10 protein-coding genes are annotated in these 15,761 nt (G+C 39.4%); 1 reads left to right on the top strand and 9 read right to left on the bottom strand.

Going from position 1 to position 15,761, the window contains the following annotated elements; all coding sequences use genetic code 11:
- Positions 1-4: 4 nt before the first annotated feature.
- The 3 genes from RHS_RS14440 to RHS_RS14430 all read right to left on the bottom strand — a co-directional run bounded on the left by RHS_RS14440 (position 5) and on the right by RHS_RS14430 (position 3,513).
- Positions 5-1,636, bottom strand: a complete 1,632-nt coding sequence (locus RHS_RS14440; RefSeq protein ID WP_044289300.1) for an ABC transporter permease subunit — start codon at positions 1,634-1,636, stop codon at positions 5-7.
- Positions 1,637-1,640: 4 nt separating this feature from the next.
- Positions 1,641-2,417, bottom strand: coding sequence for an ABC transporter ATP-binding protein (locus tag RHS_RS14435; protein ID WP_027293642.1), 777 nt, complete (start codon positions 2,415-2,417; stop codon positions 1,641-1,643).
- 217 nt (positions 2,418-2,634) lie between these two features.
- Positions 2,635-3,513: a MurR/RpiR family transcriptional regulator gene (locus tag RHS_RS14430; RefSeq protein WP_027293641.1), complete on the bottom strand. Its 879-nt coding sequence runs from the start codon at positions 3,511-3,513 to the stop codon at positions 2,635-2,637.
- 284 nt (positions 3,514-3,797) lie between these two features.
- Between RHS_RS14430 and RHS_RS14425 the strand changes: the two genes are divergently transcribed.
- Positions 3,798-4,469, top strand: coding sequence for a DUF3298 and DUF4163 domain-containing protein (locus tag RHS_RS14425; RefSeq protein WP_027293640.1), 672 nt, complete (start codon positions 3,798-3,800; stop codon positions 4,467-4,469).
- Between the two features lie 116 nt (positions 4,470-4,585).
- Here RHS_RS14425 and RHS_RS14420 read toward each other — a convergent pair whose 3' ends face one another.
- The 6 genes from RHS_RS14420 to mgtA all read right to left on the bottom strand — a co-directional run.
- Positions 4,586-6,625, bottom strand: a complete 2,040-nt coding sequence (locus RHS_RS14420) for an aryl-sulfate sulfotransferase (RefSeq protein ID WP_047833575.1) — start codon at positions 6,623-6,625, stop codon at positions 4,586-4,588.
- Between the two features lie 290 nt (positions 6,626-6,915).
- Positions 6,916-9,021: an aryl-sulfate sulfotransferase gene (locus tag RHS_RS14415; RefSeq protein ID WP_044293027.1), complete on the bottom strand. Its 2,106-nt coding sequence runs from the start codon at positions 9,019-9,021 to the stop codon at positions 6,916-6,918.
- 71 nt (positions 9,022-9,092) lie between these two features.
- Positions 9,093-11,180, bottom strand: coding sequence for an aryl-sulfate sulfotransferase (locus RHS_RS14410; protein ID WP_395022447.1), 2,088 nt, complete (start codon positions 11,178-11,180; stop codon positions 9,093-9,095).
- A gap of 12 nt (positions 11,181-11,192) precedes the next feature.
- Complete coding sequence (locus RHS_RS14405) at positions 11,193-13,220, bottom strand: aryl-sulfate sulfotransferase (RefSeq protein WP_047833574.1); 2,028 nt, start codon at positions 13,218-13,220, stop codon at positions 11,193-11,195.
- A 15-nt stretch (positions 13,221-13,235) separates the two neighbouring features.
- Entirely contained in the window at positions 13,236-13,874 is a 639-nt protein-coding gene (locus RHS_RS14400; protein WP_044293031.1) for a DUF4352 domain-containing protein, read from the bottom strand.
- A 236-nt stretch (positions 13,875-14,110) separates the two neighbouring features.
- On the bottom strand, positions 14,111-15,761 hold a 1,651-nt coding region (mgtA, locus tag RHS_RS14395; protein WP_047833573.1), incomplete at its 5' end, for a magnesium-translocating P-type ATPase.

Raw genomic sequence — 15,761 nt, 5'->3', positions numbered from 1 at the left:
AATATTACTCTCCTTTTGAATTTCTCTGTTTGCGATTAGCCAGCCATTGGAATATAATTTTCCCAAGGATATTGGTAAATAAAATTAACAGCGATAACACAAATATCTCATTAAATTTTGCATAGTGCTGTAATTCTTTGATTTTGGTGGTGATAACCATCGTTCTGGCTCCTGCAATGAAGATTACCGCACTGATTGTCACCATAGCATTAATAAAATAGTAACTGAAGACTTCCAGTATTGTGGAAACTGCATTGGGCGTTACAATCCGAATGACTGTTTTAATCCAATTATCACCCATCAGTTTCGCCGTTGTTTCCCAGGATGCATTCATTTTTGTCAGAGAATTTTTCATCATTAAATAGGGTGTAGAGAAGAAATGAACGATGTTGCAGATAATAATGATAAAAAATGTGTTCTGCAGGCTGCTTCCTGAAAATGCAAACAGGAATGCAAGACCTAAAACCATCCCGGGAATGGTATTTGTAATAAGAGCAATGCTCTCGATTACGCTTTTTAACTTGCTGTTAATGGTACTTCTGGCTGTAACCAGTGCAGCTCCGTAGGCGGTCAGCGTTCCGCAGACTGCTGTAATCACAGCTACAAATAATGAATTCGTATATACATTGGACAGATTGGGATCTGACAGAACATTCTGAATGTTTTTCAGCGTAAAACGAATATTGTATGGCCATTCTTCCACAAATGGAACAATGAAGATCACCAAGAATATGGATACGATACAGAGCATAAATATTCCGCTGATAATCGCACATGATGTATCCCGTTTTTTGTTTTTCTTAATTTCAATTGCCGATATTTTATTGTACCGGACATTATATTTTTCCAGATAATGCAGTACCAGGATGCTTACAATGGAAGGTACCAGCATTACGACTGCCACGACTGCCCCTTTGTTGAAATCCGGAATGCTTCCAAGCATCTGATTATACAGCACACTTGCAATTACATCGAATTCCCCTCCTACCGATGCCGGGATACCGAAATCCGTAAAACAGAGGAAAAACGACTGGATAAAAGATGCCGCCAAAGTTCCCAGAAGGGGCCTCACAACCGTAATCCAAAAAGTTGAAAATCCATTGTCTCCCATGATCCTGGATACGATCATATATTTTTTATCAATAAACCGCATGGTGTTGTCAATCAGCATGAAGGAAATGGGAAGGGTATAAATCACATAACCTAGCAGCAGTCCATTAAATCCATATATTTCAAACAGCTGTGTTCCAAATAATTTTGTGAGAAGCCCCTGTTTTCCAAATGAATAGATAATTGCAAATCCATATGTAATTGTAGGCAGCAGCATGGGAAGAACTGCAATGGCTCTTATGATTTTTTTATAAAACTGTGCAATGTTAGTATAATGAATCGTATATGCCATAAAAAATGCCAGCAGAGTCGTTACAAATGCACTGACTCCCGCTATCAAAAAGCTGTTTCCTACGGCTTTCCCAAACCCTCTGCCGGTAAATACTGATTTATAGTATTCCAGGCTGATGCCAGAACCGCCCACAATAGACTTTAATAAAAGCTGTACTACCGGCACTGCCAGAAATATGAGAAAGAGCAGTGCCAGCAAAATAAATACAACTTTGACCTCTTTATTTTTCTTCATAACCCTATACCGCCTGTGAAACGAAATTGGTTTTTCCCGGCATTTGGAATAAAGTAAAAATATTGTTTCTCTTAATTTCTAATTGGTTTAATATGAAGTTCTTCACAAAATCATTTTCCGGCTTCTGTATAATATCTTCCGGTTTCCCATACTGGGAAATGCCGCCCTCATTTACGATCAATACCCGGTCAGACAATGTCAGCGCTTCTTCGGGATCATGTGTTACAATAATTGTTGTGAGATGATATTCTTTTGCAATAGTTTTGATCCGCTCCTTGATCGACTCTTTAATAACCCCGTCTAAGGCACTCAGCGGCTCATCCAGCAAAAGGATCTTAGGTTTCATTACCATAGTCCTTGCCAGCGCTACCCGCTGCTTCTGACCTCCTGAGAGCTGGTCAATCTTCTTTGACAGATGTTCCCTCAGCCCCAGCAGATCAATTAATTCTTCTACTTCATTTTTAGAAGCGATCAGCGGTTTATTCTTTAATCCGTATGTAATGTTCTTATATACATTCAGGTTTGGGAACAAGGCATAATCCTGAAATACAATATTGAATCCACGCTCTTCCATAGGTACATAAGTAATATCTACATCATTAAAAATAATTCTTCCATTATCTACATCGGTAATTCCCAGAATCAAATTCAAAAGCGTCGTTTTTCCGCATCCGGAAGGTCCCAGGATCGAAACAATCTGACCATCCTCTATTTCTAAACTAATATCATTTAAAATACTGACTCCATCATAGGACTTATTCACCTGATCTAATTTTAACATCACAATACTCCTTTACTTTTCAACACTGTTTTCCTTTGAACACCGCCATTATAGCAATGCCCTCTCCAAATAACAATAAAATCCAGTTCAATTCTTTGTAAAGTTATTGTAAAATAGGCACAAAAAAGGAACTGTATCTTTGTAGTTTTTCTACAAAAATTACAGTTCCTTCTTCGATTCCTTTTAGAAAGTATTTTGCTGTCTGCTATTATCGCACTTATGCATCATATGCTTTGTCTCTTATAATGCGTCCGCTCTTATCTAAACGCCTGGCATATTTATCGTAATCACTTAAAATAATCCCCAGGTAAATCATATCCACCAGGGCAAGCTGGGATGCCCTGGAAAAGATAGCATCACCATAAAGCAGCTGTTCATGAGTGGTGCACAGGGTAATATCCGCATATTTGCTGATCAGTGCATTTTCAAAATTTGTAATTACGATGGTTTTTGCCCCGCTTTTTTTGGCTATCCGCATTACATCTACCGTATCCTTAGAACAACCCGAATAAGAGATACCGATTGCCACGTCTTTTTCTGTTAAGTTGCTGGCACAGATTCTCTGCAGGTAATAGTCATTAAAGCTACGGCATTTCAGCCCCAGATAGAGCAGCTTCGTATACAGGTCACTGACCGTAGTGCCTGAATTTTCCACACCATAGACATCAATTAAATCGGCATTGGCTATGAGTTCTACCACCTGGCTGTACTTAGTGGCAGATATGCATTTCAGTGTATTTTCCATCACCTTGATTGTGGTAGCAATTGTTTTGGCGGGCACCTTATCTACAGAATCAGAAGCATTCAGCCGGTATCCGTACATCGCAGAGATCCCATCCGGCTGTGTTTTCACATCCTGTGCCATCTCTTCCACAACAGCATATTTAAATTCCCGGAATCCCTTAAATCCCAAAGCCTTTACAAAACGCAGAATCGTAGGCTGGCTTACCCCTGCCTTTTTTGACAAATCCGTAAGTGACATTTTCCCAACCTGTGCTAAAGACCCTAACACATAATCCGCTGTCCGCTTTTCTGATGTCCGCAAAGATGCATAAACTTCTTCGATACGAAAACTAATTGTTTCTTCTAAACGCATACTGATTCCTTCTTCCTGGAAAATGAAATCACCATTCTTGTAGAAAAACTACAATATTCCATGGTGTCACAAGCTTACATATATTTTCCTGCCTGTTTTTATTTTACATGAATCCGTGAAAATGTAGTGTAAAATCTTTGTAAAATCTGCCGCACGTCTTACTTTTCCTCTACAAATCAAGATGTTTTATTCTTATGTATCCGGATTTTCCACTCAAAGTCACCTGAATTTTTATCAAATGCTTTTTTTCTTCATATAATAGAAAAAACGAATGAGTTGGAAAAATGGTTACTGTGGAAGATTTTTTACTGGAAGATACCCTGTATTTCGAAAATACCCCTGTTCTTTCTTATACGATTAATTACCCGCAGCTCAAAGACGGCTGTGACGAAGACGCTTTGGAAAAAGTTAATAAATTTTATGTAACAAGAGCTAAAGTCTACGAAAATGAATGCCGGACCAACCTGTTTCATGATGCTTCTATGCAGCTGCAGTATACTAAGACACACGGATATCCTTTTCTCCCGGACGAGGTAGATATCCGGTATAAAGTAACTTTCAATGAAAGCTGTATTCTAAGTCTGTATTTTGACCACTATTTATTTACCGGCGGAGCTCATGGTTCTACTCTCCGCTATTCAAACACCTGGAACTTAAATAATGGCCACATGATCCGCCTCAAGGATTTCTTTGAACCCGGCAGCGACTATAAAAGCTATATTCGTAACAAGATCAATGAAATGATAAGCAAGCAATTGGAAAGTTCTGTTTCCCATCCGGATTATTTTAAAAATCCTGAGCAAAATGTCTCTGTATCCTTTTCCCCGGATAACTTTTATTTAACACCGGAAGGAATTGTAATCTATTTCCAGCAATATGATATTGCACCCTATTCCAATGGTATTATTGAATTTACGATACCTTATGAAGAAGGGATGAAGTTTTGGGAAAAATGATAAAAACTGCCGTATCATGATGAATACGGCAGTTAATAACTCAACACTTTTTCAACATCCCCCATGAATAGCGCAAGAAGCTTGTGCTATTCCTAAATCAACCGTGAGAAAACAAACTAAGAAATGGTTATGGACTGATTTAAATTAAAATACTCATCCTGGCACATAATATATAGATTGTATGTATCACTTGCAAATTCTGTTAACGGGATGGGTATAGCATAAACAAAGGAATACTCAATTCTTACCTTTATATCTGAAATATCATATATATATGTGTTATCTTGACCTGAAAAAATAACTTGTGTGAAGCAATGATTTTTAGCTGTAAATAGCAATATATCTTTTAACATAGCCATACTGATCTGTGCTTTTGAATCAGCCTTTAAATTTCTAATAGGTTTATTTACTTTCGCATCTACTTTAACCGGAAATCGTATCTGGCCCTTTAAGTATGTATCCTCAACATTCACTTTTTGCAAACAACTGCTAAAATCCAACTCTATATTATATGCCCGATAATAATTATGATTAATTTTATATTGATTTAATACTTCTTCAGTATCAAAATCATACTCTGTAACAGTGCCATAAAGTCCGGTCTTTTTACTTCCTGAATATGCAGATGCTGCAAACACCCTTTTATTTTCATAATCTAACAGGTAATTTGAAGTAACCGGTGAATATTCACATTCGTAAATATGATCTTGTCTTACTGTCATTTTTTCAGGATCAATAGTGTATAATTTTACATATGAATAGCCTGTATTTTCAAAGCCTTCCACTTTACGGTTCTTATCATTGTGATTATCAAACAGCATTACATGTATCGTATTCGGATCATTGTCCAAATCTTCCTCCAGCTGATACACTGTATGCGGCTGATAATGCCAGTAAATATCTCCTTCAGGCTGCAGAACCTTCTCTTCTAATCCCGTACCTTCCCAGAATTTCGGATCACCCAGTATCCATTCTATTTCCTCTGTACTCCAGTTAATTTTAACTGCAGAGTGCAGATTTCTTGGATTTACTATAATTGAATCTGTTGCTTTATCATAGGAAAGAGTATTTGTATGTGCCCAGTCTGCTTTGTTAACGTAGCCGGTTTTTTCGAATAATGGACGCAAGTTTAATTCCTTCACAATTTCCCCTGTCTCACGATCATATTCTTGCAAAAGATCTTTTAAGTATCCATTTCCTGAATCGGATAAGACAAGCAGATTACCATCTGGTTCTTTTTCCTTTATTTCATGGTGTGCCCCTGAAGTAAAGAAGTAATCCTGATATACTCTTCCTAAATAGTCTACCTCGTGATATTGGGCAGATCTGGGTTCTCCGGCATTTGCCATCAATGTATTTTCTGATTCAATAAGAAAATGTCCATTTGTTAATGGATATCCTCCAAAGTTAGCTCCCTTGGTATACAAGAGTGCCCATCTAATGTCACCGCTGGAATCAAATCCATATACGTAGGGATTTGAACCTCCTGTAATTACCATCAGTTTAACAGACGATTCGGTGGTCTTCTTTTCCATTTTCACTGCATCTATGAATACATCCGGTAAAGAATCTGTAAGAATCTTCAGAGTAGTGGAGCGAGTCGTTTTCCCATCCTTATCCAGTTCCTCCAGTACAACATTGTTTTCCGTCTCAGCATATAAACCAATTATTGGTATAATATGCTGTCTTGTAGCACCTATGGTATCCGTGATATCATTTTCTTGTGTTCTTCCCTTCACAGTTACCTTAATCTGACTCTCTTCTTTTGTAGAAAAAACTGCAACTGCTGTAAGTGGAGAATTTTGATACGGATTTAGTATTACCAATGGTTCTTCAAAGCTATATTCTCCCTTATCTAATTCAGCCTGAATCATCTCATCAATTTCAACTGTTTGTTCTTCTAATGACTGTGTCAGCTTAATCCCCTCAGATGCAGATATATTCTTGCCAGATTCATCATTACTCTCAATGATTTTTGTTTCACTGCCATCCACTTTTATTTTCACGTATTGTGGGCCCTTGTCCTTCTTGCTTATTCTGGTATCAATAAAACGAAAATCAGGCTGAGTTATATAATAGATTGCAGCACCGGCTAATAATAACAGGAGCACGGCTGCAATACTACCTATCACTATATACTTTTTTTTCTTACTCATTATTTCTCCCCTCAAAATCACTGAACTGTTATACTTAATTTTTCTCCTTCAAATGGATATTCCATCATTGATTTTCTCCTCCAACTTTATTCTAAAACATTTTAGTTAGAATTTTAGCATAAAAATACGAAAAAAATATGATAAACTCAGTTTCAATTGTAAAAATACTCCATTTTATAATTTCGGCTCCGATTGGTACTGACAGCAAAAAAGCCAATAACCCCATGTATAGGGGTCACCGGCTTTTTAGGAGCACTCAGTTATGGAATTTTAATTTTTGTATCGTTCGTTTATTTTATGGTAAAGGATTGATCTATTGATACATACCGATCCTGCCACATTACATAAATCTCATATTCATCAGGTGAAAGCTTACCCAGCGGAATCGGAACGGAGTACACAAATTTTGTCTCTGACTTAGTTTTCAAATCGGAAATATCGTAAACGTATGTATGATCTTTTCCTGCCAGAATAACCTGGGTAAATGCATGATTCTGAGCTCTGAACAGCAAAATATCTTTATAAAGGGATACGCTCATCTCTTTCATTTCATCAGATGAAAGGGTGTCCGTGGGTGCTTCTGCCTTCTCGTTCACTTCTACCGGAATTCGAAGGGTTCCTTTCAAATAAGAATCCGATACATTTACGTCATCTATACAGCTGTTTAAATCAACCTTGATAGAATAGCCACGATAGAAATTATGGTCAATGTAGTACTGATTTAGTTTTTCACCACTTTCGTAATCATATTCAATCACTCTTCCATATAAGCCACTGTCCGAGTCACCTGCATAGGCACATACGGCAAACACACGGCTCATCGCTCCGTCAAACAGGAAATTAGAGGTTACCTGTGAGCGGTCACATTCATATACGTGATCCTGAACTACTGTCATTTTTTGAGGATCAATTGTATAGGATTTTACATAAGAATAACCGGTATCATCAAAATAGTCCACTTTTCGGTTAGCCGCATAATGATTATCAAACATCATAACGTGAATTGTATCCGGATTTCCATCCAGATCTTCATCCAACTGGTAAACGGTATGAGGCTGATAGTGCCACTGAACCTCCCCTTCCGGCTGCAGTACTTTATCTTCCAGCCCGGTTCCCTCCCAGAATTGGGGGTTTCCAAGGATCCATTCTATTTCATTTGTACTCCAATTAATCTTTACTGCAGAATGCAGATTCCTGGGATTTACCAGCACGGATTCTGTTTTAGCATCGTATGAAAACGTATTGGTATGGGCCCAGTCAGATTTACTGACATATCCACTGTCTTTAAAAAGTTCTTTTAAATCCAGTTCTTTTACGATTTCTCCGGTTTTTCTGTCGTATTCCTGTAATAAATCCTGCACATAGCCTGATCCGGAATCTGATAATACAAGAAGATTGCCATTCGGTTCTTTTTCTTTAATCTCATGATGTGATCCCGAATTAAAGAAGTAATCCTGATATACTCTTCCCATCAAATCTATTTCATGGAACTGTGCCGCTCTTGGCTTACCGCAAGTAGGCATTAAAGTATCTTCTGCTTCGATCAGAAAATGTCCGTTGGTTAGGGGATAGCCTCCAAAAGAGGCCCCGGGTTTGTTCAGAAGATACCACCTGATATCCCCGTTGGAATCAAAACCATAGAGGTAAGGTGCTCCTCCTCCGGTTACTATCATTAATCCCATGGCAGATACCGTTGTCTTTTCTTCTAATTTTACGACATCTTTAAGCTCATCCGGTAGAGATTCTGTTTCTATGTTTATTGTGCTTGACTTTATTACCTTGCCGTCAGCATCAAGTTCTTCCAGCAGTACCTCATTATCCGTATCTGCGTATAAGCCGACAATGGGCACTTTATGCTGAGTAGCTGCGTCTAAAGTATCAACAATATTATGTTCTTCGTCTTTTCCTTTCACCGTAACCCTTACCGAGGCCTCCTGGTCTCCGGTGTAAACTACAAAAGCAGTGAGCGGCGCATTCTGATAAGGATTTTGGATAACGAAAGGTTCTTCAAATGTATAGTTACCGGACTCCAGCTCATCCTGAATCATTTGATCAACCTGATATGTATTTTCTTCCAGACTCTCAACCTGCGGAATATCTGTTGTTATGTTTTCCCCTGTTTTATCGTTCCCCTGAATAAGCGTGGTTTCCTGTTTATCAATCTTATACTTTACCAGCTGGGGGCCTTTTTCTTTTTTATTGGTTCTCGTGTCAATGAACTGCTCTTTTTGCTCATCTGTATATTCCGCTTCCGTGGAAGCAGTCTGGCTGTTTTTCTGCTGTTGTGCCTTATCTGATGCTTTACTGTCCGTTTTAGCAGTGGAGCAGCCGGAAATGCCTAGTGCAGCCGCTACGGTAATGACACACAGCATACTTCTGATAAATTTATGCTTCATCGTTTTCCCTCCATATAAATAACAAAGAGTATATTACCTAAAGTAGGCATATACTCTTTGTCTGCTTCATACTAAAATTTCACCTGATATCCAGTATCGTATACATTGCCATCCGTCTGAATATAGACATGATACGTCTTGCCTTCCAGTCCTTTCCCGGAAACTGTTGCAGACATATTCAAAAGCGTAGAACCATCATCCTGCTTTACAGGCATCTGTCCTAAAGTATATACCTTCTGATTTCCTTCTTCGTCTTTCAATACCACGAAACCAGGTTGAACTTCTTCATTTTTACTGGTTAGAATACCGCTGAACATCATACCAAATGGTTTCTGCACAATGCTCCAGGATGCATCACCTGCCACTGCATTTTCGCAGTTTACTTCCTGCTCTGCAGTCTGGGTAACTCCAAGATCTCCAAGCCACTGTCCCTTAGCAGTCAGATCCAGGTATGGGTTGCTTTCCTGGTACATGGAAACTCTGATACTACGGTAAACAAGACCTGGGATCACCATTTCGAATACCAGCTTGTCATCCTTTACCTCATTGATGTATGCCTGCTTTGTTACATTCCCGGAGAGCTGATTCATAGGAGATACATCATAAGTATTATTTTCTGTATCAAACATATTTCCGCCGGATGTTATCCAGTAATCGTTCTCTCCGATATAGTCAGCACCGCTGATAAAGGAAGAAAACCATTCGGCACCTCTTTCTTTTCCATATTCCCATACCTGTTCAATGGTCATATCTGCCGTATTCAATTGATACACAACAGCTCTGGAATATACCTGGTCACCGGTTACAGCAGCATCCGGATTCGTTGCTTTGGCTCTGGAAGCACCATTGTCAAATACCATTACATTTCCGTTAGGTAGCATGGTGACATTATGCTGTGCATACTGCCATTCAAAGTTTTCCCCAACTGGTGTAAAGAAGTATTTGGAGTCAACCGTGGTCCACCCATCAGGATTACCCATAATCCAGCTTAAGGATTTATCGGTTTTATTTACTCCGATTACCGCATCTACATGACGTCCGGAAAGTAAAATGGTATCGGTTGCCTCGTCATACCACAGCGCATTATTATGGAACCAGTCTTCATCTGTCCTGTTTAAAGAACCGCCGTCTTCCGGATTCAGAATATCTTCCAGCTGAAGTTCCCATACTACTTCTCCAGTGGTTCTGTCTAACTCTACAATCCGGTCTTCCACTTTGGAAAAATCCGTACTGCAGCTTCCAACCAGCAGATTGCCGTTTGGCATTTCAAACATTGCATGATGGGATCCACCCGGGATACTATATTCATTATAGATTTTTCCTGACAAATCAAATTCTGTGAGTCCGGACATATAGTATAAGGGATGAATCAGGGTGTCCGTCAGAGCCATAAAATGTCCATTAGACAACTGCTTAAACGGCATACCTGCAATCTTACAATACCATCTGATGTCTCCATTACTGTCATAAGCTGCTATTTCATTCTCTCCGCCGCAGGATACAAATGTAAGCTTAGAAAAATCATATGCAGTATCATCAAGGGTTTTTACTTCTGCTTTATTTCCGATAGATGTTTCTAAAGCTTCCGTTGTAACGGTCACTGTCTTCTCTGTTCCGTCATCCAGCGTAAACGTAACTTCATTGTCCCTTCCCGCATACAGACCATAGATTGGAATAATATGAGTTGTCTCTTTCGCAAATGTTCCTTCTATATTATCCTGCTCCTGATCTCCTTTAACCAGAAGATTTACTCCGGTAGCATCTTCCGTATTAAAGATTGCCACAGCTGTTAACGGGGAGTTTCCATAAGGATTTACCACGACAAAGGGATTCTCAATGGTGTAGCCGTTCTGTGCTTCTGCCATAAGCTGCTCATCTACTTTTGCCTGTTCAGCCAGGTTGTCCGATACCGTAACTGTCTTTACAGCTACTGGCTCTTTCGCCTCAGACTCCTCTTCACCTGGCTTTTCACTGTCTGATTCCATTGCTGCTTTCGTTTCTTTTTGAGCTGTTTCCGTCTGTGCTGCTTCTGTCGCTTTTGACTCCTGTGTTTCCAGGGCCGCCTGTGTATCCTGCGTAGGCGTGCTTTTGCCGCTGCAGGCAGTTGTAAGGCATAAAACCCCTGTTAAAATCCCCAACATTACTAATTTTCTTTTCATTTTCTCCTCCTGCTAAGAAATAGTGATCGTTTGATTCAGATTGAAATAATCATCCTGACACATTGCGTAAATCTGGTATGTATCCGCTGTCATCTCACTTAATGGGATCGGTACTGCATAAACAAAGGAAACCTTTGACCTCATTTTAATATCAGATATATCATATACATAGGTGTGCTTTTCACCAGAAAAAATCACCTGGGTATAAGTATGGTTCTGTGCTGTGAATAAAAGAATATCCTTTAATAATGACATGCTTATCTGCGCTTTGGAATCTTCTTTTAAGTTTCGGATCGGCTTATTCACTTTTTTATCTACTTGTACCGGTACGCGCAATTCACCTTTTAAGTAGGTATCACTAATATTTACTTCTTTCAGGCAGCTGTTTAGATCCACCTGTACGGAATAGCTCCTGTAAAAATTGTGATTAATATAATATTGATTTAATTTCTCTTCCGAATCAAAATCAAATTCTATAATTTTTCCGTATAGACCGGTCTCTGATTCACCAGAATATGCGCTGACAGCGAATACTCTCTTTTTTGCATAGTCCAGCAGATAGTTCGATGTAACAGATGAATATTCACACGGATACACATGATCCTGTGTCACGGTCATCTTTGCAGGATCTATGGTATACAGTTTTACATAAGAACTGCCGGTAGCTTTAAAATAATCTACCTTTCTGTCAGAATCATTATGGTTATCAAAAACCATGACATGGATTGTCTCAGGATTATTGTCTATATCCTCTGCCAGCTGATAGAGAGTATGAGGTTGATAATGCCATTGTATATCCCCCTCCGGTTTCAATACTTTGTCTTCTAATCCGGTTCCTTCCCAGAATCTGGGATCTCCAAGTATCCACTCTATTTCATTCGTTTTCCAGTTGATTTTAACACCGGAATGCAGATTTCTTGGATTTACAATAATAGAGTCCGTATCAGGATCGTAAGAAAAGGTATTTGTATGTGCCCAGTCAGATTTGCTGACGTAACCACTGTCCTTAAAGACCTCTTTTAAATCCAGTTCTTTTACCAGTGCTCCTGTTGAACGGTCATATTCCTGAAGGAGATCCTGTACATAACCTTCTCCGGAATCTGAGAGCACAAGAAGATTCCCATCTGCTTCCTTTTCCTTTACTTCATGGTGTGTGCCGGAAGCAAAGAAAAAGTCCTGATAAACTCTGCCTGTTAAATCAATTTCGTGAAACTGTGCTGATCTGGGTTTTCCGGCTGTAGGCATCAGTGTATTTTCCGATTCAATCAGAAAATGCCCATTTGCCAGCGGATAACCGCCAAAAGTAGCACCTGGTTTATTTAACAGATACCATCGGATATCACCGTTTGAATCAAATCCATAGAGATAAGGTGTACCTCCGCCGGTAACAATCATTAGCCCCATTGCAGATTCTGCCGTCTTTTCTTCTACCTTTACTGCCTCTCTCAATGCATCCGGCAGATCTTCCGTCTGAATCTTCAATGTGTTAGATTTTACCACTTTACCATCAGCGTCCAGTTCCTCCAACAGTACTTCATTTTCGGTATTTGGATAAAGACCGACAATTGGAATAAGGTGATCGCTTGCCGCATCTATTGTGTCTACAATATCATTTTCTTCTTTTCTGCCTTTTACCGTAACTCTGACAGATGTACTGTCTTCCCCGGAGTATACGGCAACTGCAGTTAACGGTGAATTTTGGTATGGATCCTGTATAACCAGCGGCTCTTCAAAGGTATAATCTCCATTTTGAAGTTCCTGGTTTATCATCTGATCAACCTGATATGTAGTCTCCTCAAGGCTTTCTGCCTTTGGAATGTCTGTAGTTATATTTTTCCCTGACTCTTCATTTGCAGAAATTGGCATGGTCTTTTTGCCATCCACTTTCACCTTTACATATTGCGGCCCTTTATCTTTATCGCTCATTCGGGTATTTGTAAACCTTAAATTAGGCCTGGTCATATAAAAATATCCAAATCCTCCCAGACAAACAACTATAGCTATAGCTGCTGCACCTACTATTAATGATTTTTTCTTCATTCTAGTTAATCCCCTCTAAAGTACCTGAATACTCAGTGTACCTGCTTCAAAAGGATATTCTAATGTAAGCTGAGTGGCTGATTCATCCACTTCAAAGCAGATCCAGCCTTCATTTGTACCAAAATTAAGCTTTGTTCCCTGCAGTCGTTTCATTCCCAGATCACTGATGAATGTATCGTCCATACGGCTATATTCTTTTCCATTTTCATCAACTAACTTTAATTTCGTAAAATCAATTTCTTCTTTACTATCTACTTTTTCAAAAATTAACTTAATCATGCAGAATTTCATCCCATCGGAAGCCTGCTTATGATATTCGCTGGTGCTGACGTCTGTATATCCCAATTGTGTAGATACATTTTCCAGTTTTGTATCTGACATTACATCTTCATAGGTAATCTTCCAGCCGCCTTCCTCATATTCAGAGTTCTTTTCAGCTGCTCCGCTTCCTGCATCTGTCACTGCCTTTTCTGAACCTGCTTCTGTATCCTCTGCTTTGGCAGCCTCTGTTTTTGCTTCTGTTTTCGCCTCTGATACAGCTTCTGTCTGAACGCTGCCCGGCTGTGTCTCCTTTGCAGAATCATTTCCCTGACATCCGGTCAGTGCAAGAACCGCTAGTCCCATCGCAACAATATATGGTGCTCTTTTCTTCATTAAATTGCTCCTCCTATATGTATTATTATGATTTATAATAACCCACCAGTTTATTATATTAACAAAGAAATGTGAGTAAAATATGTATTTCATTTTATTTAATTATTCTTTACAATTCTATTGCAAAAAAAACTGGAGTGCTGTTAAAAAAGCCTTGCTGCTATCCAAAACAGCAAACTACAACACTCCAGATTACAGTTTCTAAACATAGAAAAATCAAACCTTGTTTCAACAAACTACAATAATTCCCCATACCGCCGCACATACATCTTCTTCATAAAAGTTGCCACCCCCATATAACAAACAATCACTGCTGCCAAAATGGCAAAATATACTGCCGGCAGAGCTGCAAGACCTATCGCACTGCCTAATCCCGTAAATGGAATTATGGTAGCTGTCAGGATTCCACCCAGTGTCAGTATTGTTACCGGGACTGCTGCATGACTCTGAATGAATGGAACTTTTGCTGTCCGGATCATATGAATAACTAACGTCTGGCTCCACATGGATTCTATAAACCAGCCTGCCTGAAATACAGCAACAAATGCATCCTGCATCTGAGGATCCGAAATTTGATGATACAGTAATCCGCCGCTCATCAACGGACAAATTACGAAATACATCACAAGATATGTTGCAATATCAAATATCGAACTGGTAGGCCCTATCCACAACATGAATTTACTGACAGAAGATGCATCCCACTTTTTGGGCACAGCCAGAAATTCTATATCTACATTGTCCCATGGTATCGCTGTACAGGATATATCATAAATCAGGTTCAGCAAGATTAAGTGGATTGCTGTCATCGGTAAAAACGGCAGAAATGCACTGGCGGCAAGCACTGAAAACATATTTCCAAAATTAGAGGACGCTGTCATTTTTATATACTTTATCATATTCGCATAGGTTTTTCGTCCTTCCAGAATTCCCTTTTCCAATACCATTAGATCTTTTTCCAGAAGAATTGTATCTGCCGATTCCTTTGCAATATCCACCGCCGTATCTACGGAGATTCCCACATCTGATGCTTTCATCGCTGCTGCGTCATTAATTCCATCTCCCATATATCCCACCACATGCCCGTTCTTTTGGAGGATCTTTACTACTCTTGCCTTTTGAACCGGAGAAAGCTTTGCAAATACGGTTGTCTTCTCAGCTTCTTTTGCCAGCTGGTCATCATCCATAGCATCCACCTGTGTTCCCAGAAGCAAATATTTCGTAGATAAGCCTACCTGTTTGCAAATACAGCAGGTAACCTTTTCATTATCTCCGGTCAGAACTTTTACATTTACTCCATAACCGTGCAGTGCTTTAATTGCGGCTGCTGCTGTTTCCTTCGGCGGATCCAGAAATGCCAGATAGCCAATCAAAACCATATCCGCCTCATCTGCAACAGAAAACGCTCCTTCCGGTGATGGATTTGTCTTTTGTGCCACTGCTATCACACGCATTCCGCTCTCGTTTAATTCTTCTACCTTTGTAAGGATTTTATTGCGCATCTGATCCGTCAGCGGTTCTACTTTTCCTTCGTATTCTGCGAATTCACAAACCCGCAGCATCTCCTCCACTGCACCTTTTGTTATCATCTGTGTCTTTCCATTTTTATCGGCTACTACTACACTCATCCTGCGTCTTTCGAAATCAAATGGTATTTCATCTACTTTTTCGTAGTTGGACTGTATACCCTGAAGCTGTACCTCCTGCTCCTGCAGTTCGTTCGTCCTGTCTATAATCGCAATATCCATTAGGTTTTTAAGCCCTGTCTGATAGTAGCTGTTTAAAAATCCATGACGCAATACTCTTGGATCTTCATTTCCTTCAATATCCAGATGATATTCCAATACTACCTTATCTCTTGTCAGGGTACCTGTCTTGTCGGTACAC

Source organism: Robinsoniella sp. RHS, assembly GCF_001029355.1.
GTDB lineage: Bacteria > Bacillota > Clostridia > Lachnospirales > Lachnospiraceae > Robinsoniella > Robinsoniella peoriensis.
Note: the sequence above shows the minus strand (reverse complement) of the source record. Positions and strands in the feature narration are given on the sequence as shown.